This is a genomic window from Microbispora bryophytorum, from assembly GCF_043197435.1.
Classification (GTDB): Bacteria; Actinomycetota; Actinomycetes; order Streptosporangiales; family Streptosporangiaceae; genus Microbispora; species Microbispora bryophytorum.
The window spans coordinates 547,272-565,824 of the sequence record NZ_JBICTF010000006.1 but is presented as its reverse complement, the minus strand read 5'-3'; the positions used below and the strand labels follow the sequence as shown (position 1 = coordinate 565,824).

Sequence of the window (18,553 nt, the reverse complement as noted above, 5' to 3'; positions counted from 1 at the left end):
CTGTTCCTGCCGCGAGCCAGTGAAATCTGCCACATTTTACTCTGGATTGAGAGGCCGGTGTTACGCTAATGAGACTTGTTCGGTTTGCGCGTGACCTGGCCGCGCGGGCCTGGTGTTCACGGCGATGACGCTGACCAGGCCGGACGACACTAACGCCGTGCTTAGGCCCCAATTGGCACGATGTCCTTGGCACAACGATGAATCAGCGACCTCGCATGTGTTCCGGCCGGACGGGTAACGGGGGAGAAGTTCCGTAGGGGGATGAGATGATCTCGACCGACGAGCAGCGGCAGGCATGGTTCGAGCGTGAGGTCGTGCCGGTGACGAGCCAGCTCTACGCGTCCGCCATGCGTCTGACGCGCAACCCCGCCGACGCCGAGGACCTGGTACAGGAGACCGTCGCGAAAGCCTTCACGTCGTACCACCAGTTTCGTGAGGGCACGAACCTCAGGGCGTGGCTGCACCGCATCCTCACCAACAACTTCATCAACGACTACCGGAAGAAGCAGCGCTCGCCCAAGCTGTCGGCGGCCGAGGAGATCGAGGACTGGCAGCTGGCCGCGGCCGAGTCGCACACGTCGACCGGGCTGCGCTCGGCCGAGACCGAGGCGCTCGACCAGATCCCGGACAGTGTCGTGATGGACGCCCTGCGGGCCCTGCCGGAGGACTTCCGGATGGCCGTCTATCTGGCCGACGTGGAGGGCTTCGCGTACAAGGAGATCGCCGACCGGATGGGCACTCCGATCGGCACCGTCATGTCCAGGCTGCACCGGGGCCGCCGCCAGCTCCGGGGCATGCTGGAGGACTACGCCCGGGAGGAGGGCGTCGTACGCGTCCCCGAGCAGGTGTGCGCGGCCTGACCCGCGACTGACGGGCCCGCCGGGAGCGCCGGGACACGATTCCGGCGCCCGCGGCGGGGCCGCGCGGTTTCAGGCGGCGGCGATGAGGGCGATCGCGCCGAGCGCGAACCCGACCCCGGTGATCTGCACGGGGCTCAGCCGTTCGCCCAGGACATACCGCGCGAGCAGCAGCGTGCTCGCCGGGTAGAGCGACACCAGGACGGCCACCAGGGTGAGCATCCCCCGCTGCGCCGCGAAGAGATAGAGCACGTTGGCGGCCATGTCGAGCACCCCGGCCGCGAACGTCACCCTGAGGCTGCCGGGCACCGGGCGCAGGCTCCTGCGCGTCGCGAGGGCCAGCAGCGCGACCAGCGTGATCGACGCGATCCTCGCCCCCAGCAGCGGCCACGTGCCGGAGTCGGCCGGGGCCAGCTTGAGCAGCACGAAGAACCCGCCGAAACCCGCTCCCGACACCAGCGCGGCGAGGATCGGCCCGGCCTTCGGGCCGTTCGCGCCGCCGTTCGGCTCGCGGCTGACGAGCAGGACGGCGAACAGGCCGAGCGCGACGCCCGCGAGGGCCAGGGCGGACGGCCGGTCGCCGGTGAGGAGGCCGAACACCACGGGGACGGCCATCGCGGTCGTGGCCGTGGTCGGGGCGATCACGGACATCATGCCGGTGGCCAGGCCGCGGTAGAACAGCACGATGCCGAAGGCGCCGGCGACTCCGGAGGCCATTCCCCAGGCCAGCGCGGCCGTGCTCGCGTGGCCCGGCAGCACCGGGAGGAGGGCGGCGACCAGGAGCAGGCCGCCGAGCTGGGAGAGCACGACGACGGCCAGCACCTTCGAACGCCTGGTGGCGAGACCCCCGAAGAAGTCGGCCGTACCGAAGATCACCGCGCATGCCGTTGCGAGGGCCACCGCCGTCACAGATCCCCCAAGAGATTGCCTCAATAGTGCAATGGATTGTAGTAGGAGATCACTAGGCTGTACTCATGGCTGATCCTGCGACGATCACCGCGGCCATCGCCGCGAACGTACGAGGCCAGCGGGCCCACCGGGGGATGACCCTCGACGAGCTCGCGGCCCGGTCGAACGTGAGCCGGGGCATGCTGATCCAGGTCGAGCAGGGCCGCACCAACCCGAGCGTCAACACGCTCAGCCGGATCGCCGACGCGCTGGGCGTGACCCTCGCGCGGCTGGTGGAGGTCGCCGACACCCCGGTCGTCCGGGTCGTGCACGAATCCGAGGTGGTGACGTTCCGGCATCCCGGGGGAGGGTCGGCCCGCCTGCTCGTGGGGACGGACGCGCCCGCCATCCTGGAGTTGTGGGACTGGCGGCTCGGGCCGGGCGATCACCACGACGGCGACGCGCACCCCGCCGGCACCCGCGAGATGCTCACCGTTCTGGAGGGACGGCTCACACTGACCGTGTACGGCAGGAGCCACGTCGTGGGGCCCGGCGACGCCGTCGTGTTCAGCGCGGACCGGCCGCACCGGTACGCGAACGAGCACGACCGGCCGTTGCGGTTCGTGATGGTGGTCACCGAGCCCCCGGAACCACCGGATGCCGTGCCGCCCGACGTCCGAGAACCGGCCGATGTCCGAGAGCCGGATGTCCGAGAGCCGGCAGACGTCCGTCGGCCCCCTGATGCCGGAGAATCCGCACATGACTGACCAGTAGGGGCTGCGTTGTGACGCTCAGTAGTCGATGATTACAGAATGAATCCGCAAGCGCCGCTCCAAGGTTGGGTACATCCCTTTTTGTACATGTCTGCTGTGCAGGGGGCGGTGGCCGGTGAGTGATTCGCGAGTCGCGGTGGAAAAACTTCGCGCGGAACTCGCCGCGCTCGGGGTGGCCGACGCCTACGAGATCGGTGACGAGGCTACTCTCTCCGTCTGGATAGGCCTGGTCGTGACCTTTCGTGAGGGCTTTTACCGTTGGCGCGAGGGTGCCGTGAAGTGCCGGCACCTGGGTACGGACCCCGCAGGATGCGCCGTCCGGGTGGCTCGCAGGTATGCCGAGCTCAAGGCGGACGTGCCGCTCTGGTGGGAGGAGCTGGAAAAGGTTCTGCGGGGGGGAGCGGCCGGAGGCTATCCGTAGCGTTCGTGGCCCCCCGCCTGCTCCGGGGGGTCGTATGCGGATCGGTTCCGTTCTGCTGTCGTTGCTGCTGCTCGGCGGATGTGCCCAGGTGAGGACCGTACCGGTTTCCGGGGAGCGGCCCGGGCCCGGGGCGCCGCATCCGCGCTTCGGCACGCCGCGGCATTTCGACGCCGACCTGCTGCGCTTCCGGTTGGCGGGGACGCAGCGGGGGGCGCCGGGGCCGCGCCTGCCCGCGATCCCGCCGCCGCGGCACGTCGACTGCAGGCAGCACAAATGCGTGGCGCTGACGTTCGACGACGGTCCGGCCGAATACACCGGGCACGTCCTCGACCTCCTCGCGGCCCACCACGCCCGCGCCACGTTCTTCCTGCTCGGCCAGATGATCACGAATGAGACGCAGGACTTCGTGCGGCGGATGGCCGCCGAGGGCCACGAGATCGGCAACCACTCCTGGGACCACGCCTCGCTGCCGGGGCTGTCGCCCGACGGCCTGCGCCGCGAGCTCGACCGGACGCAGGAGGCCGTGCGGAAGGCGAGCGGCGTGCGGATGCGGCTCATGCGCCCGCCGTACGGCGCGACAAACAAGGCGGTGGACGACGAGACGAAGCAGACCGGGCTCGCGCAGATCCTGTGGGCCGTCGACACCCTCGACTGGCTCAACCGCAACCCCACGGTGATCGCCCAGCGCAGCGCCGCGGCGAAACCGGGCGACATCGTGCTCATGCACGACATCCACCCCACCACCGTGCAGGCGCTGCCCCGTCTGCTCGACGAGCTCGACCACAAGGGCTTCACGTACGTGACCGTCTCGGAGCTGCTCGGCGCCCCCACTCCTGGGAGGAAGTACACCAACCGATGAAGGGCTACGACTTCGAGGGACCGGCGCTGGAGCTGGGCGCGCTCGTACGCGAGGACGGGGCGGCCGACCCCTCCGAACGCGTCCGCGTCCCGGTGCGCATGATGAACCGCCACGGCCTGGTGGCGGGCGCGACCGGCACGGGTAAGACCAAGACGTTGCAGCTCATGGCCGAGCAGCTCGCCGGTCAGGGCGTGCCGGTGTTCCTCGCCGACGTCAAGGGCGACCTGTCCGGGCTGGCCTCGCCGGGGACGCCGGGCGACCGGATCGCCCGCCGGGCCGCCGACGTGGGGCAGGACTGGGCGCCGGAGGGCTGCGTGACCGAGTTCTTCTCCCTCGGCGGAGTCGGGGAGGGCATCCCGCTGCGCGCCACCATGAGCGCGTTCGGGCCGACGCTGCTTTCGCGGGTGCTCGAACTCAACGAGACCCAGGAGTCGTCGCTGGGGCTGATCTTCTACTTCGCCGACATGAACGGGCTGCCGCTGCTGGACCTCAAGGACCTGATCGCGGTCATCCGCTATCTGACCGAGACACCGGAGGCGCTGAGCGGCATCGGCGGGCTGTCGGCGTCCACCGCCGGGGTCATCCTGCGCGCCCTGGTGAACTTCCAGGCCCAGGGGGCGGAGGCGTTCTTCGGCGAGCCCGAGTTCGACGTGCGCGACCTGCTGCGGACCACTCCGGACGGACGTGGCGTGATCTCCATTCTGGAGCTGCCCGCCGTGCAGGACCGGCCGCAGCTGTTCTCCACGTTCCTGATGTGGCTGCTCGCGGACCTGTTCGAGACGCTGCCCGAGGTGGGCGATCCCGACAAGCCGTCGCTGGTGTTCTTCTTCGACGAGGCGCACCTGCTGTTCGGGGACGCGTCCAAGGCGTTCCTCAGGTCGATCACCCAGACCGTGCGGCTGATCCGCTCGAAAGGGGTCGGGGTCTTCTTCGTCACCCAGACACCCAAGGACGTGCCGGCCGACGTCCTCGCCCAGCTCGGCGCGCGCGTGCAGCACGCCCTGCGCGCCTTCACCCCGCAGGACGCCAAGGCGCTGAAGGCGACCGTCTCGACGTTCCCCGCCTCCTCCTACGACCTCGAACGGCTGCTCACCGAGCTCGGCATCGGGGAGGCGGTCGTCACGGTCCTGTCCGAGACCGGCGCCCCGACACCGGTCGCCTGGACACGGCTGCGTGCGCCGCGCTCGCTCATGGCGCCGTCGGCCCCCGCGGTCGTGCGGGGGGCCATCGCCGCCTCCCCGCTCCTGCCGAAGTACGGCACGGCCGTGGACCGGCAGTCGGCGTACGAGATCCTCGCCGCGCGTCTGGCCCGGCAGCAGGAGCCCGAGAAGGGGGCGCCGGTCGGCAGATCGGCGGACGGATCGGCGGACAGACCGGCGAAAACGCCGCCCAGACAGTCGGCGCTCGAAGAGATGCTCGCCTCGAAGGAGTTCCGGTCGCTGGCCCGCACCGCCGCGACCGCGATCGGCCGGGAGATCACCAGGTCGATCTTCGGCACGGCGAGACGGCGACGCTGAGCGCGTCCGCGTGGTCCCGGTCCCGGTCCCGTTCCGGGGACTGTCGGTGGGGCGTGCGAAGGTGGGTGGCATGGGTTTCAGCGGCTTCCCCGACGAGGCGCTCATCTTCTACGAAGGCCTCGTCGCCGACAATTCGAAGGCGTATTGGGCGGCCCACAAGGAGCTGTACGAGACCGCGGTCCGCGCGCCGATGCTCGCGCTCATGGACGAGCTGGAGCCGGAGTTCGGACCGGCCCACCTGTTCCGGCCGCACCGCGACGTCCGGTTCGCCAGGGACAAGTCGCCGTACAAGACGCATCAGGGGGCCTACTGCGGCGTGGGCGTGGAGGGCGTCGGCTACTACGTGCAGGTGGACGCGGACGGCCTCTACGTGGCGGCGGGCTGGTGGATGCCGGGCGAGCAGGTGGCGCGCTTCCGCGAGGCCCTGGACGACGACACCGCAGGGCCCCTGCTGGAGGGGATCCTCGCGGCCCTGCCCGACGATCTGACGGTCGGCGGCGACCGGCTCAAGACCCGCCCCCGCGGCACGGCGCAGGACCATCCCCGGCTCGAACTCCTCCGGCACAGGACGCTGCACGCCGGGCGGCGGTTCGAGCCGGAGCCGTGGCTGCACACCCCCGAGACGCTCGACCGGGTCCGCTCGACCTGGCGGGCGCTGGTCCCGCTGGTCGACTGGCTGCGCCGCCACATCTCCTGACGCCACCCGCGCGGCGACGGGATCAGGCGCGGACCTTGACGACCCCGCAGCCGATCCGGGCGCCGGCGTCGCCGGTCTTGCGCGTGGTCTCGTCCGGGCCCGTGGCGCCGGTGGCGTCGGGGCGGTGGAAATACCTGTCCGGGATGTGGGCGAAGTTGTCCGGCCCGGCGTGCACCATGAACGCACTGCCGTTGGCGTCGCCCAGCTGCTCCAGCGTGAACCTGTCGGTCACGAACGACGCGGACGCGGTGCCGTCGGCGGCCACCAGCAGCGGCGGCATGTCCCCGGCTCCGTCACCGTGCGTCCCGGGGCCGAGGTGGCTTCCCGCGCTGGAGAACGCGCTGCCCGTGGCCCGGTCGACGGAGCGCGCGTCGCACACGCCGGTGGAGTGGACGTGGAAGCCGTGGAACCCGGGAGTGAGCCCCCGCACGCTGACGCTGACCCTCGACTTCTTCGTGTCGTATCGCTCGACCCGCACGGTGCCGAAGACGCGCCCGGCGGTGTTCTTGATGACGGCCGTCGCCGCCTGACCCGCCGCCTGACCCACCGGCTCGTCGGGGCGGGCCTGCGCGGTGGAGGCCGTCACCATCGCGGCGGACAGCACCGGCACGGCCGGGGCGGCCGCGGCGGCGGCGAGCCCCAGGGTGAGCCCGGCGGCCAGGGCGAAACGGGTTGTGCGGGGCATGGTCGCTCCTCCTCAGACACTCGTTGCCTGCGACAGCAGAGCACGGCCGGGCGTGGCGGGAGCGGCACACGACGCCATCCGTACCGGCCGTTTACCCGCTCTTGCCGGTGCGGTCCTCGCCGGCCTGGGCCGTGACGGGCGCGTCCCAGTCGATGTGGTGCAGGTGGACGGGGGCGAACATCTGCTCGGGGGCCGGCATGGCGGGCCGGTCGCCGGCCTGGCCGGCCTTGGCCTTGTTCTTGGCCGCGGCGTCGCCGCCGACCATCTCCACCCGAGGGCGGCGGAGACGCTCGAACGCCGCGAACGCCTCGGCCGGCGGCAGGTCGCGCAGGCAGCGGGCCAGCTCGACGGCGCTCTCCACCGCCAGCGAGGCGCCTTGGCCGGAGCTGGACGACGGGGCGTGGGCCGCGTCGCCGACGAGGACCATGCGGCCGCGGTGCCAGCGCGGCACCGACGGCATGCGCTCCATCGGGCCGGTGATCATCAGGTTGGCCGGGTCGGTGCCCGCCAGCAGCTTCTCGCCCGGGACGTGACCGGCGTAGAGGTCGCGCAGGCGGGCCAGCCAGTCCGCGGCGGGCACGCGGACGACCTCGGCGTAGCTGAGGGGCTCGGTGCGGGGCAGGCTCGCGAACCAGCAGACCCGGCCGTCGGGCAGTCGCCAGTAGCCGATGAAGGTGCGGCCGAAGGCGAAGTACATGACGCCGGGCTCCGCCCGCACGCCGCCGCCGTCGGCGTAGCCGCCGAAGCTGAGGACCCCGCCGTACTCCGGGCCGGGAGCACCGGGGTCGATCAGCGTGCGGACGGTGGACCGGATGCCGTCGGCGCCGATCAGCACGTCGGCGGTGGCGGTGGTGCCGTCCGCGAACGTGGCGGTCACTCCCTCGGAGGTCTCCTCGGCGCGGACGAGCCGCCTGCCGTGGTCGATTCGGACCCCCGCCGCCGTCGCGTGGTCGGCCAGGGCCCGGAAGAGGGCGGCGCGCGGCATCGCCAGGGTGGGCGGCAGGCCGGGGAACCCGCCGAACTCGGCGAGCCGGTTTCCGGCGCCGTCGGCCATCACCACGCCGGGGACGGGCTGCCCCACTGCCCGGACCGCCTCGTCCGCTCCCACTATCCGCAGCGCGTCGAGCCCGTTCGGGGCCAGGCTGAGCATCGCCCCGACGCCGTCCGCGGCGCTGTCACGGGCCTCGTACACGGTCGCCCGGATGCCGGCCCTGGCCAGGGCGAGCGCCGTCACGGGCCCGGCGATGCCGCCGCCGATCACCAGTGCGCTGGTCACCTTGCTCATGCTCACCACTCCTCGTCTGCCGCGAACCGTTGATCGCTCGCAGTGGAATAGTTGCATTGCAACTAGTTGTGCGTCAACTAGTTCGTTTGAGGCGAGGATCGCCACGGGCCGATGCACCCAGGGCCGGCTCACCTGGCCCACGCAGGACTCCTGACAAAGCCGAAGCCCCCGCCGATCGTCCGGCGGGGGCTTCGACGCCCGGCCCGTACCCGGGCCGGGGCAGATCAGCTGCCGCGCTTGGCGCGGGCGGCGGCGCGGCCGCGGCTGGACGAGTCGAGGACGACCTTGCGGATGCGCACGGTCTCGGCGGTGATCTCCACGCACTCGTCGTCGCGGATGAACTCCAGGGCCTGCTCCAGGGACAGGACGCGCGGCGGGATCACCTTCTCGGTCTCCTCACTGGTGGAGGAGCGCATGTTGGTGAGCTTCTTCTCCTTGGTGATGTTCACGTCCATGTCGTCGGAGCGGGAGTTCTCCCCGATGATCATGCCCTCGTACACCTCGGTGGTGGGCGAGACGAACAGCGTGCCGCGCTCCTGGAGGTTGAGCATGGCGAACGCGGTCACCGCCCCGGCCCGATCGGCCACGAGCGAGCCGTTGTTGCGGGTGCGCAGCTCGCCGAACCACGGCTCGTAGGTCTCGAACACGTGGTGCACGAGGCCGGTGCCGCGGGTCTCGGTGAGGAACTCGGTGCGGAAGCCGATCAGGCCGCGCGCCGGCACCAGGAACTCCATGCGGATCCAGCCGGTGCCGTGGTTGGTCATGTGCTCCATGCGGCCCTTGCGTACGGCCAGGAGCTGGGTGACGGCGCCGAGGTACTCCTCCGGGCAGTCGACCGTGAGGCGCTCGACCGGCTCGTGCACCTTGCCGTCGACGACCCTGGTCACGACCTGCGGCTTGCCGACGGTCAGCTCGTAGCCCTCGCGGCGCATCTGCTCCACGAGGATCGCCAGGGCCAGCTCGCCGCGGCCCTGCACCTCCCAGGCGTCGGGTGTCTCGGTGGGCAGCACGCGCAGCGAGACGTTGCCGACCAGTTCCTTTTCGAGACGGTCCTTCACGAGGCGGGCGGTGACCTTGGCGCCCTTGACCTTGCCGACCAGCGGGCTGGTGTTGGTGCCGATCGTCATGGAGATCGCCGGCTCGTCGACCGTGATCAGCGGCAGCGGGCGCGCGTCCTCGGGGTCGGCCAGCGTCTCGCCGATCATGATGTCCGGGATGCCGGCGATCGCGATGATGTCGCCCGGCCCGGCCTCCTCGGCGGGCTTGCGCTCCAGCGCCTCGGTCATCAGCAGTTCGGAGATCTTGACGCGCTGCACGGTGCCGTCGGTGCGGCACCACGCGACCTGCTGGCCCTTGCGGATCGTGCCCTGGTGGACGCGGCACAGCGCGATACGGCCCAGGTAGCTGGAGGCGTCGAGGTTGGTGACGTGGGCCTGGAGCGGCGCGGACGGGTCGTAGACCGGCGCCGGGATCGTGTTCTTGATCGTCTCGAACAGCGGCTCCAGGTCGGGGGAGTCCGGCATGCCGCCGTCGGCGGGGCGCTCCAGCGAGGCCCGCCCGGCCTTGGCCGAGGCGTACACGATCGGGAAGTCGATCTGCTCCTCGGTGGCGTCGAGGTCGATGAACAGCTCGTACACCTCGTCGACGACCTCGGCGATGCGGGCGTCCGGCCGGTCCACCTTGTTGATGCACAAGATCACCGGCATCTTCGCGGCGAGCGCCTTGCGCAGCACGAAGCGGGTCTGCGGCAGCGGGCCCTCGGAGGCGTCCACCAGCAGCACGACGCCGTCCACCATCGACAGGCCGCGCTCGACCTCGCCGCCGAAGTCGGCGTGGCCGGGCGTGTCGATGATGTTCAGGGTCATGCCGCCGTGCCTGACCGCGGTGTTCTTCGCGAGAATGGTGATCCCCTTCTCGCGCTCCAGGTCGTTGGAGTCCATGACGCGCTCGTCGACGTCCTGGTTGGCCCGGAAGGCGCCGGACTGCCAGAGCATGGCGTCGACCAGCGTGGTCTTGCCGTGGTCGACGTGCGCGATGATCGCGATGTTTCGTAGGTCGTCGCGGGTGTTCATAGGCATAGTGCAGTTCTCGCTCTGGTTCGTCGGGGTGTCGTCCGCGTCCCGGGACCGAAGCGAGACGCACATCCGCCGCATGATGCGGCCTAGCCATTTTAGTTGATCCCGCTCGCCGCCACGCGCCGCCGGCCAGGGACCCGTCTAAAGGCTCGCCGTTCGGGCAGGTGAGTCGGCTGTGACGGATGAAGGTCTCGTGTTGTTGATCGCCTGGGCCGAGTTTCTCGTGCCGATCCTCGTCCTCGCCTACCTCCTGCTGCGGCGGCGCACATGATCTCGCAGGCTCGGCCGGCGTTGCTCGCCCTCCTGACGTCACTCCTGCTGTCCGCCTGCGTCAGTCCCGCGTGGGACGACCACGACTACGCGCTCAAGGCCGGGAAGACGGCGGAGTCGGCCGTCTCGGCCGTGCGCTTCGCCCGCTCCGCCGTCGCGTACCGCGAGCGGATGACCGGGCCGTACGCCGAGGTTCTGCTGACCGAGGCGGTGCAGGACCTGAGCAGCGTGAACGACCAGTTCGGCGGGGTGCAGCCGCCCTCGGACGCCTCCGACCGGATCAGGGACGAGGTGCTGCGCCTCACCGAGAGGGCCGAAAGCGAGGTGGAGGACCTGCTCATCCAGGCACGCCGCGACGGGGTGAAGGACCCGAAGACGGCCGTACGGGATCTGGACAGGCTCGCGAGCGAGCTGAGCGACTTCGCGGAGAAGCACAGGTGAAAAGACTCGTCGGGGTCACGCTCGGCATCCTCACGGCGTTCGGCGGCTTCGTGGACATCGGCGACCTGGTCGCCAACGCCGTCGTGGGGTCGAGGTTCGGGATGTCCCTCGCCTGGGTGGTGGTCGTCGGGATCATCGGGATCTGCGTCTTCGCCGAGATGTCCGGCAGGATCGCGGCGGTGTCGCAGCGGCCGGTCTTCGACCTCGTCCGCGAGCGCATGGGCCCGCGCGCCGGACTGGTCAACCTCGGCGCGTCGTTCTTCATCAACGTGCTCACGCTCGCGGCCGAGATCGGCGGCGCCGCGCTCGCGCTGGAGCTGGTGACGGGTCTCAACTATCTGCTGTGGGTGCCGCCCGTGGCCCTGGTCGCCTGGCTGGTCATGTGGCGGGTGAAGTTCGAGACCATGGAGCGCGTCTTCGGGCTGGCCGGGCTCGCGCTCGTCGTGTTCCTCGTCGCGCTGTGGCAGCTCGGGCCCGACTGGGGCGCGCTGACCACGCAGCTCGTCCGGCCGCCGCAGGACGAGGGTGTGCCGACCTACCTCTACTACGCGATCGCGCTGCTCGGCGGGGCGATGACGCCGTACGAGGTGTTCTTCTTCTCATCGGGCGGCGTCGAGGAGAAGTGGACGCGCAAGGATCTGGTGACGGCGCGGGCCAACGTGTTCGTCGGCTTCCCCCTCGGCGGCGTGCTGTCGCTGACGATCGCGGCGTGCGCGGCGACCGTCTTCATGCCGGTCGCGGCCGAGCCGGACTCGCTCGGGCAGATGGTGCTGCCGGTCGCCGAGGGACTGGGCAGGATCGGGCTCGGCGTGGTGATCCTCGGAGTGTTCGCGGCCACGTTCGGCGCGACGCTGGAGACCGCCCTGTCGTCGGGCTACTCGCTGAGCCAGTATTTCGGCTGGCAGTGGGGCAAATATGTGGCGCCAGGCCGCGCCGCCCGGTTTCACGTGACCGTGCTGGCCTCGGTGATCGTCGCGACCGCGCTGATCCTCACCACCATCGATCCGATCAAGGTGACCGAGTATTCGCTGGTCTTCTCGGCCGCGGCCCTTCCGCTCACCTACCTGCCGGTTCTCATGATCGCCAACGATCCGGACTACATGGGGGAGAAGGTCAACGGCAGATTCAGCAACCTGCTGGGAAGTTTCTACATGGTGCTGCTTCTCGTCGTGGCGCTCGCGGCCATCCCCCTGATGCTCGCGACGAAGGCGGGGCAGTGACGGCGCGGCGAGAGGAGGGTGAGGCATCGATGAGCGAGCCGGCACGGGTGCTGCACGCCCGCCTGCACCTGCTCGACCGGCAGGTCGTCAGGGAGAGCGACGACCGCCTGCTGTGCAAGGTGGACGACCTGGAGGTGCGGCCGGGCGACCGGCCGTACGTCACCGCGATCCTGTCCGGGCCGCTGGCGCTCGGCCCGCGGCTGGGCGGCCTGCCGGGATGGCTGATGAGCGAGACCGACCGCCTCTTCCGGGGGGAGGAGCGGCCGGGGCCGTACCGCATCGAGATGAGCGCGGTGACCGAGATCGGCAGCGCCGTACGGGTGGCAGGCCACCGGCAGGACCTCGCGCTGGAGCGCTGGCTGACCAGGAACGTCGTCAGCCGCATCCCGGGAGCGGCGGGTACTCAGGAGCAGGAAGCTACCGATGACGGCGGGCGGGAGGCGCCGGAGAACGCCCTCAGGGTGCGGGAGAGGCGGGAGGACAGGCCGGACACCATGCGGCTCGCCGGGCTGCTCGGCCGCACGGTGCGCGGCCCGTCGGGGGAGGTCGCCGGCAACACGGTGGACGTCCGCCTGGTCCAGGACGGGCCGCTGCTCGCGGAGGTCCAGCAGGCGTTCCGGCCGGCCGGGCTGCTGATCGCCCGGCGGCGTGCCGGGCGGCTCTTCGGGTACGAGCGCGGCCCCGGGCTGTGGCGGCCGTCGCTGCTCGGCGCCCTCGTACGGCGCATGCACGGCGAGATCCGGTACGCCGAGTGGGACCAGATCGAGTCATACGACGACGAGGAGATCACGCTGAGGGTCGCCTGGGACCGGCTGCGTACGACGGCCGACCTGTGAGAGATCCCCGTCGCACAGGGGGTGAAGCGGTGGGAAATAAGGTCGGGGGCATGGCTCTCGCTGCTGCTTTCGGGGCGATGCTGCGCACGGCGGACGGCGTCCGCATCGACGCGGCGCACACGCCCAACGGCTCACTCGATCTCGGAATCGTGGTCGCGCACGGCTTCACCGGCACGTGGAGAGGGCCGGACACCCGGCGCATCGTGCACGTGCTGTCGAAGTTCGGCGGCGTGGTGTCGTTCGACTTCCGGGGGCACGGCAGATCCGGCGGCCAGTCCACGGTGGGCGACCTGGAGGTCCTCGACGTGGACGCGGCGGTCAAGCACGCCCGCGCCATCGGCTACCGCCGGATCGCCACGGTCGGCTTCTCGATGGGCGCCGCCGTGGTCGTGCGGCACGCCGCGCTGCACCGGGGCGTGGACGGGGTGGTGTCGGTGAGCGGACCGGCCCGCTGGTACTACCGGGGCACCAAACCCATGCGCCAGGTCCACTGGGCGATCGAACGCTGGCACGGCCGGCTGGCGGCCCGGCTGGCCAAGCGCACCAGGATCGCGGGCGCCGGATGGAACCCCGTCCCCCTCCCGCCGTACAAGGCGGCGGCGCTGATCGCGCCCACCCCATTGCTGATCGTGCACGGCGACAGCGACCCGTTCTTCCCCACCGAGCACGCCTACCAGTTGTACGAGTGCGCCGCCGAGCCGAAAGAGCTGTGGATCGAGTCCGGATACGGTCACGCGGAGGCGGCGGCCACCCCTGACCTGGTCCGGAAAATTGGTCACTGGATCTCGCGAACCAAAACCCTATAAGGGTCGTCTATACGGGTTGTGCGGATTCGGACCCTTCCATCCGTGCCGCCGATTGGGGGATCGGCGCACACCTTCACACGGTGTGGCCCAGCGTCGCGGGGGCGCGCTGGGCGGTTTCACCGGCCCGGTGCGGCACGCACGCCGTACCGGGCCGGAGGGACGCGTTCAGCCCAGACGGGCGATGGACTTGGTCTCCAGGTAGGCCGACAGGCCCTCGGGTCCGAGCTCCCGGCCGAGGCCGCTGGCCTTGAAGCCGCCGAACGGCGTGTTCGGGTCGAGCGTGTGCATCATGTTGACGCCGTAGGTGCCGGTGCGCACCCGGCGGGCGACGTCCATCCCGCGGTCGGTGTCGGCGGTCCAGACCGAGCCCGACAGGCCGTAGTCGCTGTCGTTGGCGATCCGCACCGCGTCCGCCTCGTCCTCGTACGGGATCACCGTCAGCACCGGGCCGAAGATCTCCTCGCGGGCGATGCGCATGTCGTTGGTGGCCCCGGCGAAGACGGTCGGGGCGACGTACCAGCCCCGGTCGTACGGCCGGTCGAGTCCGCCGACGACGGGCTTGGCGCCCTCCTCGATGCCCGCCCTGATGTAGCCCTCGACCCGCTCCTGCTGCCGCCTGGCCACCAGCGGCCCGATCCCGGTGGCCGGGTCGGCGGGGTCGCCCACCTGCTGGCCCGTCACCATCTCGGCGACGGCCTGGACCACCTCGTCGTAGCGGTTGCGGGAGGCGAGGATGCGGGTCTGCGCGACGCACGCCTGGCCGTTGTTCATCAGCGAGGCCATCGACAGGAAGCCCATGGCCGCGGGCAGGTGGCAGTCGTCCAGGATGATCGCGGCCGACTTGCCGCCGAGTTCGAGCGTGCAGCGCTTGAGCTGCTCACCGCAGATCGACGCGATCCTGCGGCCGGCGGCGGTCGAGCCGGTGAAGGCGACCTTGTCGACGCCCGGGTGGGAGATCAGGTGCTCGCCCGCCTCACGGCCGGCCGCGACGATGTTGACGACCCCGGCCGGAATGCCGGCGTCTGTGATCATCTCAGCGAGCAGGTAGGAGTCGAGCGGCGTCTCGGGGGCCGGTTTGAGCACCACCGTGCAGCCCGCGACGAGCGCCGGGGCCAGCTTGGTCATGGTGACGAACTGGGGGACGTTCCAGGGGACGACGGCCGCCACCACGCCGACCGGCTCGCGGCGGACGACCACCGGGCCGAACATGCCGGGTCGCTCCTCCTCCTCGGCGAACGTCGCGCCGAGGCCGGCGTAGTACTTGAGCATGCCCAGCGGCTGCGGCGCCTGGGCGAGTTGGGAGAACGTGATCGGGGAGCCCATCTCCGCCGTGATGATCTCCGCCATCTCGGCCTGACGCGCCTCGTAGATCTCCGCCAGCCGTCCCACGATCGCCGCGCGCTCGGCCATCGTCATCCGCGGCCAGGGCCCGTTGTCGAAGGCGTCCCTGGCGGCGGCGACGGCGCGGTCCATGTCGGCGGCGGTGCCGTCCGGGACGCGGCCCACGACCTCCTCGCTGTGGGGAGAGATCACCTCGATCGTGTCCGTGCCCGCGGGGGCCACCCAGTCGCCCCCGATGAACAGCGTGTCGTGCTGCAACATGCCTGCCTCCTGCTCGGGCGCGTCTTCGCGCACTCAGTAGACCGAACCATGTTCTGGTCGGCCTTGGCAAGAGCCGCCGGGGTCCGGCCCGCACCGCCCGCGCTGGGCGGCGTGGGCCGGGTGGTGCGGGCCGGACCCCGGGTTCTACGGACGCGCTCGTCCGAGCAGGTGGGTCATCGCCCGGCGGATCAGGTCCGTCCGCATGGCCTGAGTCGTCGCGCCCTCCGCGCCGAAGCCGAAGTAGACCGTGTCCTTCGTGGTGATGCCCGCGCCGTCGTCGAGCGCGCGGTCGCTGCGCACCCAGTCGTTCAGCGCGACCCAGGACCCGGGCGGCGGCCCGGCGACGGTCCAGCCGCCCAGGTCGTCCTCGAACGAGGTCTCCGCGAGGGTCGCGCCGTCGGCCTTGACGGTCACGTCGTCCAGCCACACGCCGAGGCCCTGGGTGCCCCAGTCGCTGATGTAGGAGATCGACACCTCGACCTTCTTGCCGGCGTACGCCGTCAGGTCCGCCGACCACTGCTGCCAGCCGTTCGACGAGCCGGAGGCCGCGTGCCACGCGCCGGTCGTGCCGGTGGCGGTGCAGGACGACGCGCCGTCGTACGTCTGGTAGTGGGCGGTGAACGGATGGATGTCCACCCAGCCGCTGGCGCAGCTGTCGCCCGCCTCCTGCGAGGTGTGCCCGTTGGCGTCGGGCAGCGTCGTCCAGTCGTCCTGGCCCGCCGTGTGCGCCTCGACGGTCAGGAAGTCCCAGTTCGGCTCGGTGTTGTACGACGTCCAGAACGACAGCTCGCCACTGGTCTTACCGGTGAGGTCGATCGTCCTCGTCAGGCGCTTGTAGGACACGTCCGCCTGACCGCTCTGCACGTCCCAGGAGCCGGTGTGCGGACTGAACGGCGATCCTGTGTCGTACTGCCACTTGAGCGGGGCCGAGGCGGCGAACTGCGGGAACCGGTCGGCCGGCAGGACCGAGGAGGTCGTGACGAACGAGGCGGTGCGGTCCTGGTTGCCGGGCGAGTCGCCGCCGTTGAGCGTGCCGGTGAAACCGGCGAAGGCGCCGCCGGCGCCCCGCAGCGGCAGCGTGTTCCCGCCGGCGTCCTGGCCGCCGCCCTCCACGTAGGTGTAGGCGCCCAGGTAGTACTGCACGAAGTCGTTGCTCAGCGAGAGGCACGGCGGCTTGCTCAGGGTCGTGCATTCGGGTTGCGCCGGGTAGTCCGGCTCGTACCAGTAGGAGCCGTTCGTGTTCTGGCCGTACAGCGCGTACTTTCCGGTGGCGAGCAGCTTGCCGCCCTCGTTGAGGTAGTCGCGGAACGCCAGCTCCAGTGACTCGGCCAGGTTGGCGGCGCTGCCGCCGGGCTGCCCGGACGCACGGGGGATGATGTCGTCGCCGGTCTCCCAGACCACGGCCTTGTAGTGGCTGAGGACCCCGAGCGGGTGGGGCGCCTTACGGCCGTTCCTGTCCACGTCGTACACGTCGGAGGAGTAGCCGGCCTCCTTGAGCGCCTTGGCGTAGTCGTCGGCGTACTTCGCCTCCGTGACGCCCTGGGCCGGGCTGATGCCCGTGACGTCCTCCGCCGCGACGATCAGGACTTTGCCGCCGACGTCCGTGGCGACCTTGTAGGTGAACTCCTCGCTCTTCTTGGTGACCGAGCGGAACCACACCTTCACGGTGTCGCCGGGTTTCGCGCCCTTGACCGTGCCCCTGAGCTGGTGGAAGTAGGTGTCGTAGCCGTCGCCGTACCGCTCTCCGCCCTTCCATTCGGAGGTCGGGGCGATCTTGGTGCGGCCGCCGTTGATCTGGTATTCGAGGAACACGGGCCCGAGCTTGCGCTTGGCGTTCACCTGCACGACCTGGTCGGTGCCGTAGCTGACGTCGAACGCGTCCACCACGAAGTCGGGCACAGTGGTGCCGAGGTGGCTGACCGGCTCGCTCGGGTTCGGCGCCGACTTGAGGACGTCGAGCGCGAAGGGAAGCTGTTTCTCGAACTCGGCCTGCACCAGCGCCTCGTCGTCGGGGAAGACGAAGCCGCAGCCGTCGCAGCCCTCCTCCAGCTCCGGCGTCCAGGCGAGCGTGCCGTACGCCTTATGCGCGTGGTCGGTGGTCTCACCGTTCGTCGTGTAGAGCTCGGCGCCGACCCCCGGGTCGAAGCCGGGGACGGCCGGGTTCTCGTCCGTGCCGGTCAGCGCCAGGTAGACGGGGTCGTCCGCGGTCTTCGTCTCGACCTGCCAGCCCTCGGGATACAGCAGCAGCGGGCCGAAGGAGTGGTAGTTGACCTGCGCCGTGAAACGCAGCCGCTTGAGCAGGCCGTCCATGGCCCGGGTCTCGGGCTCGGACACCGCGCCGGCGCCGCGGTAGGTCTCGCTGCTGAAGACGCCGGAGGAGCCCTCCTCGTCGTATCCCCAGCGGGTGGGGAAGTTGCGGTTGAGGTCGACGCCGTCGTTGCCCGTGATCTGGCCGTCGCCGTCGTTGTCGCGGAGGTTCTTGCGCCAGAGCCGGTTGCCCTCGGTGAAGGTGAAGTCGTAGCCGTCGGGGTTGGCGACCGGCACGAACCACACCTCGGTGGTGGTCAGCAACCGGCCGACGTCGGATTTGCCCTTGTTGGCCACCAGATACTTCAGCAGCCGCATGTCGACCTCGGCCGCGATCCACTCACGGGCGTGCTGGGTGGCCGAGTAAAGCACCGACGGCTTGACGCCGTCGGGCAGCACCCGGGCCAGCTTCGTCAGCTTCAGCGCGAGGATGTCCCTCCCCTGGAGGGTCTTGCCGATCGTCTCCAGCTTCGCGATGTCCTTGTTGGCGTCCGCGATGGATCGCAGCTGGTCGGCGATCCCGCCCTTCTCCGAGTAGGACTTCCAGACGGTGTATCCGCCGGCCGCCTGCGCCTTCGCGGCCTGCGACTGCGTCTGGCCCTGCGGGTTGCGCACGGGCTGCGGGCGGTAGCCGAGGATCTGGAGCTTCTTGAGCTCGGCGGGGGTCGCCGTCAGTTCGACGTGCTCCTTGTCGCCCGCGAGGTGCCGCTGGACGACGTCGAAGCCCTTCTGGGTCAGCGTGCTGGAGGTGCCGGGCGCGCTGTCGAGCTGGTAGAGGTCGGCTTGGTCCGCTGGGGGGAGCGGGTCGCCCTGGCCGGCCTGCGCCGGGGATACCGGCAGCAGGAGCGCCGCGCCGAGAACCGCGGCGGCCAGAGTCGAGACGATCTCTCGTCGGGACATCGGTGAGCCCTTCGTGGAGGGTGACGATCTCCCGAATCTCTGTCGGGGTCAAATTGTGTTCAAGTGCGGTAAGGCGTCGCGTAAGTCTCGAATTGGTTACAGCACAGAAAAACC

Annotated in this window: 16 protein-coding genes; 10 read left to right on the top strand and 6 right to left on the bottom strand. The window is 70.6% G+C overall.

The genetic code is table 11. The features are described 5' to 3' along the window. The first annotated feature begins 266 nt into the window (after positions 1–266). On the top strand, positions 267–860 hold the full coding sequence (locus ACGFIB_RS23395) for a sigma-70 family RNA polymerase sigma factor (protein WP_142571985.1): 594 nt from the start codon (positions 267–269) through the stop codon (positions 858–860). A gap of 69 nt (positions 861–929) precedes the next feature. Here the strand turns inward: ACGFIB_RS23395 and ACGFIB_RS23390 are convergent, their stop codons facing one another. Continuing rightward, a complete protein-coding gene (locus ACGFIB_RS23390; protein WP_357017467.1) occupies positions 930–1,757 on the bottom strand; it encodes a DMT family transporter in 828 nt (275 codons plus the stop codon). A 74-nt stretch (positions 1,758–1,831) separates the two neighbouring features. On the opposite strand from ACGFIB_RS23390, the gene ACGFIB_RS23385 reads away from it, so the two are divergent. From ACGFIB_RS23385 to ACGFIB_RS23365, 5 genes are all read left to right on the top strand, one after another. Then, complete coding sequence (locus tag ACGFIB_RS23385; RefSeq protein ID WP_393374886.1) at positions 1,832–2,512, top strand: helix-turn-helix domain-containing protein; 681 nt, start codon at positions 1,832–1,834, stop codon at positions 2,510–2,512. Positions 2,513–2,654: 142 nt separating this feature from the next. Continuing rightward, on the top strand, positions 2,655–2,939 hold the full coding sequence (locus ACGFIB_RS23380) for a hypothetical protein (protein WP_229689827.1): 285 nt from the start codon (positions 2,655–2,657) through the stop codon (positions 2,937–2,939). Positions 2,940–2,973: 34 nt separating this feature from the next. Next, on the top strand, positions 2,974–3,798 hold the full coding sequence (locus ACGFIB_RS23375; RefSeq protein WP_393374883.1) for a polysaccharide deacetylase family protein: 825 nt from the start codon (positions 2,974–2,976) through the stop codon (positions 3,796–3,798). Further along, the gene (locus ACGFIB_RS23370; RefSeq protein WP_393374881.1) at positions 3,795–5,315 is read left to right on the top strand and encodes a helicase HerA-like domain-containing protein; all 1,521 of its coding nucleotides are present in this window, start codon (positions 3,795–3,797) and stop codon (positions 5,313–5,315) included. The genes ACGFIB_RS23375 and ACGFIB_RS23370 overlap by 4 nt, the downstream gene beginning before the upstream one ends. A 70-nt stretch (positions 5,316–5,385) precedes the next feature. Next, positions 5,386–6,012 carry a DUF2461 domain-containing protein gene (locus ACGFIB_RS23365; protein WP_393374878.1) on the top strand — a complete coding sequence of 209 codons (627 nt, stop codon included), beginning with the start codon at positions 5,386–5,388 and terminating at the stop codon, positions 6,010–6,012. A gap of 22 nt (positions 6,013–6,034) precedes the next feature. Here ACGFIB_RS23365 and ACGFIB_RS23360 read toward each other — a convergent pair whose 3' ends face one another. From ACGFIB_RS23360 to typA, 3 genes are all read right to left on the bottom strand, one after another. Next, positions 6,035–6,697: a superoxide dismutase family protein gene (locus tag ACGFIB_RS23360; RefSeq protein ID WP_393374876.1), complete on the bottom strand. Its 663-nt coding sequence runs from the start codon at positions 6,695–6,697 to the stop codon at positions 6,035–6,037. 91 nt (positions 6,698–6,788) lie between these two features. Then, on the bottom strand, positions 6,789–7,982 hold the full coding sequence (locus tag ACGFIB_RS23355; RefSeq protein WP_393374873.1) for an FAD-dependent monooxygenase: 1,194 nt from the start codon (positions 7,980–7,982) through the stop codon (positions 6,789–6,791). 224 nt (positions 7,983–8,206) lie between these two features. Continuing rightward, the gene (typA, locus tag ACGFIB_RS23350; RefSeq protein ID WP_357246155.1) at positions 8,207–10,060 is read right to left on the bottom strand and encodes a translational GTPase TypA; all 1,854 of its coding nucleotides are present in this window, start codon (positions 10,058–10,060) and stop codon (positions 8,207–8,209) included. Positions 10,061–10,324: 264 nt separating this feature from the next. On the opposite strand from typA, the gene ACGFIB_RS23345 reads away from it, so the two are divergent. The 4 genes from ACGFIB_RS23345 to ACGFIB_RS23330 are packed head-to-tail and all read left to right on the top strand — an operon-like array spanning position 10,325 to position 13,630. Further along, positions 10,325–10,768, top strand: coding sequence for a hypothetical protein (locus ACGFIB_RS23345; RefSeq protein WP_357246152.1), 444 nt, complete (start codon positions 10,325–10,327; stop codon positions 10,766–10,768). Beyond that, positions 10,765–11,988 carry an NRAMP family divalent metal transporter gene (locus ACGFIB_RS23340; RefSeq protein ID WP_357246149.1) on the top strand — a complete coding sequence of 408 codons (1,224 nt, stop codon included), beginning with the start codon at positions 10,765–10,767 and terminating at the stop codon, positions 11,986–11,988. Before ACGFIB_RS23345 ends, ACGFIB_RS23340 begins: the two co-directional genes overlap by 4 nt. Positions 11,989–12,017: 29 nt before the next feature. Beyond that, positions 12,018–12,824, top strand: a complete 807-nt coding sequence (locus ACGFIB_RS23335; RefSeq protein WP_393374871.1) for a hypothetical protein — start codon at positions 12,018–12,020, stop codon at positions 12,822–12,824. Between the two features lie 50 nt (positions 12,825–12,874). After that, on the top strand, positions 12,875–13,630 hold the full coding sequence (locus ACGFIB_RS23330) for an alpha/beta hydrolase (RefSeq protein ID WP_223853548.1): 756 nt from the start codon (positions 12,875–12,877) through the stop codon (positions 13,628–13,630). A 165-nt stretch (positions 13,631–13,795) separates the two neighbouring features. Here ACGFIB_RS23330 and ACGFIB_RS23325 read toward each other — a convergent pair whose 3' ends face one another. Both ACGFIB_RS23325 and ACGFIB_RS23320 read right to left on the bottom strand, forming a co-directional pair. Beyond that, positions 13,796–15,232 (bottom strand): aldehyde dehydrogenase, encoded by a 1,437-nt coding sequence (locus ACGFIB_RS23325; RefSeq protein WP_393374868.1) that lies wholly within the window; start codon positions 15,230–15,232, stop codon positions 13,796–13,798. A 144-nt stretch (positions 15,233–15,376) separates the two neighbouring features. Next, complete coding sequence (locus ACGFIB_RS23320; RefSeq protein WP_393374865.1) at positions 15,377–18,439, bottom strand: M14 family metallopeptidase; 3,063 nt, start codon at positions 18,437–18,439, stop codon at positions 15,377–15,379. Positions 18,440–18,553: the final 114 nt, after the last annotated feature.

Coding starts and splice junctions, on each gene's coding strand:
- ACGFIB_RS23395 (WP_142571985.1), top strand. CDS start 267: ATGATCTCGACCGACGAGCAGCGGCAGGCATGGTTCGAGCGTGAGGTC.
- ACGFIB_RS23385 (WP_393374886.1), top strand. CDS start 1,832: ATGGCTGATCCTGCGACGATCACCGCGGCCATCGCCGCGAACGTACGA.
- ACGFIB_RS23375 (WP_393374883.1), top strand. CDS start 2,974: ATGCGGATCGGTTCCGTTCTGCTGTCGTTGCTGCTGCTCGGCGGATGT.
- ACGFIB_RS23370 (WP_393374881.1), top strand. CDS start 3,795: ATGAAGGGCTACGACTTCGAGGGACCGGCGCTGGAGCTGGGCGCGCTC.
- ACGFIB_RS23365 (WP_393374878.1), top strand. CDS start 5,386: ATGGGTTTCAGCGGCTTCCCCGACGAGGCGCTCATCTTCTACGAAGGC.
- ACGFIB_RS23360 (WP_393374876.1), bottom strand. CDS start 6,697: ATGCCCCGCACAACCCGTTTCGCCCTGGCCGCCGGGCTCACCCTGGGG.
- ACGFIB_RS23355 (WP_393374873.1), bottom strand. CDS start 7,982: ATGAGCAAGGTGACCAGCGCACTGGTGATCGGCGGCGGCATCGCCGGG.
- typA (WP_357246155.1), bottom strand. CDS start 10,060: ATGCCTATGAACACCCGCGACGACCTACGAAACATCGCGATCATCGCG.
- ACGFIB_RS23345 (WP_357246152.1), top strand. CDS start 10,325: ATGATCTCGCAGGCTCGGCCGGCGTTGCTCGCCCTCCTGACGTCACTC.
- ACGFIB_RS23335 (WP_393374871.1), top strand. CDS start 12,018: ATGAGCGAGCCGGCACGGGTGCTGCACGCCCGCCTGCACCTGCTCGAC.
- ACGFIB_RS23330 (WP_223853548.1), top strand. CDS start 12,875: ATGGCTCTCGCTGCTGCTTTCGGGGCGATGCTGCGCACGGCGGACGGC.
- ACGFIB_RS23325 (WP_393374868.1), bottom strand. CDS start 15,232: ATGTTGCAGCACGACACGCTGTTCATCGGGGGCGACTGGGTGGCCCCC.
- ACGFIB_RS23320 (WP_393374865.1), bottom strand. CDS start 18,439: ATGTCCCGACGAGAGATCGTCTCGACTCTGGCCGCCGCGGTTCTCGGC.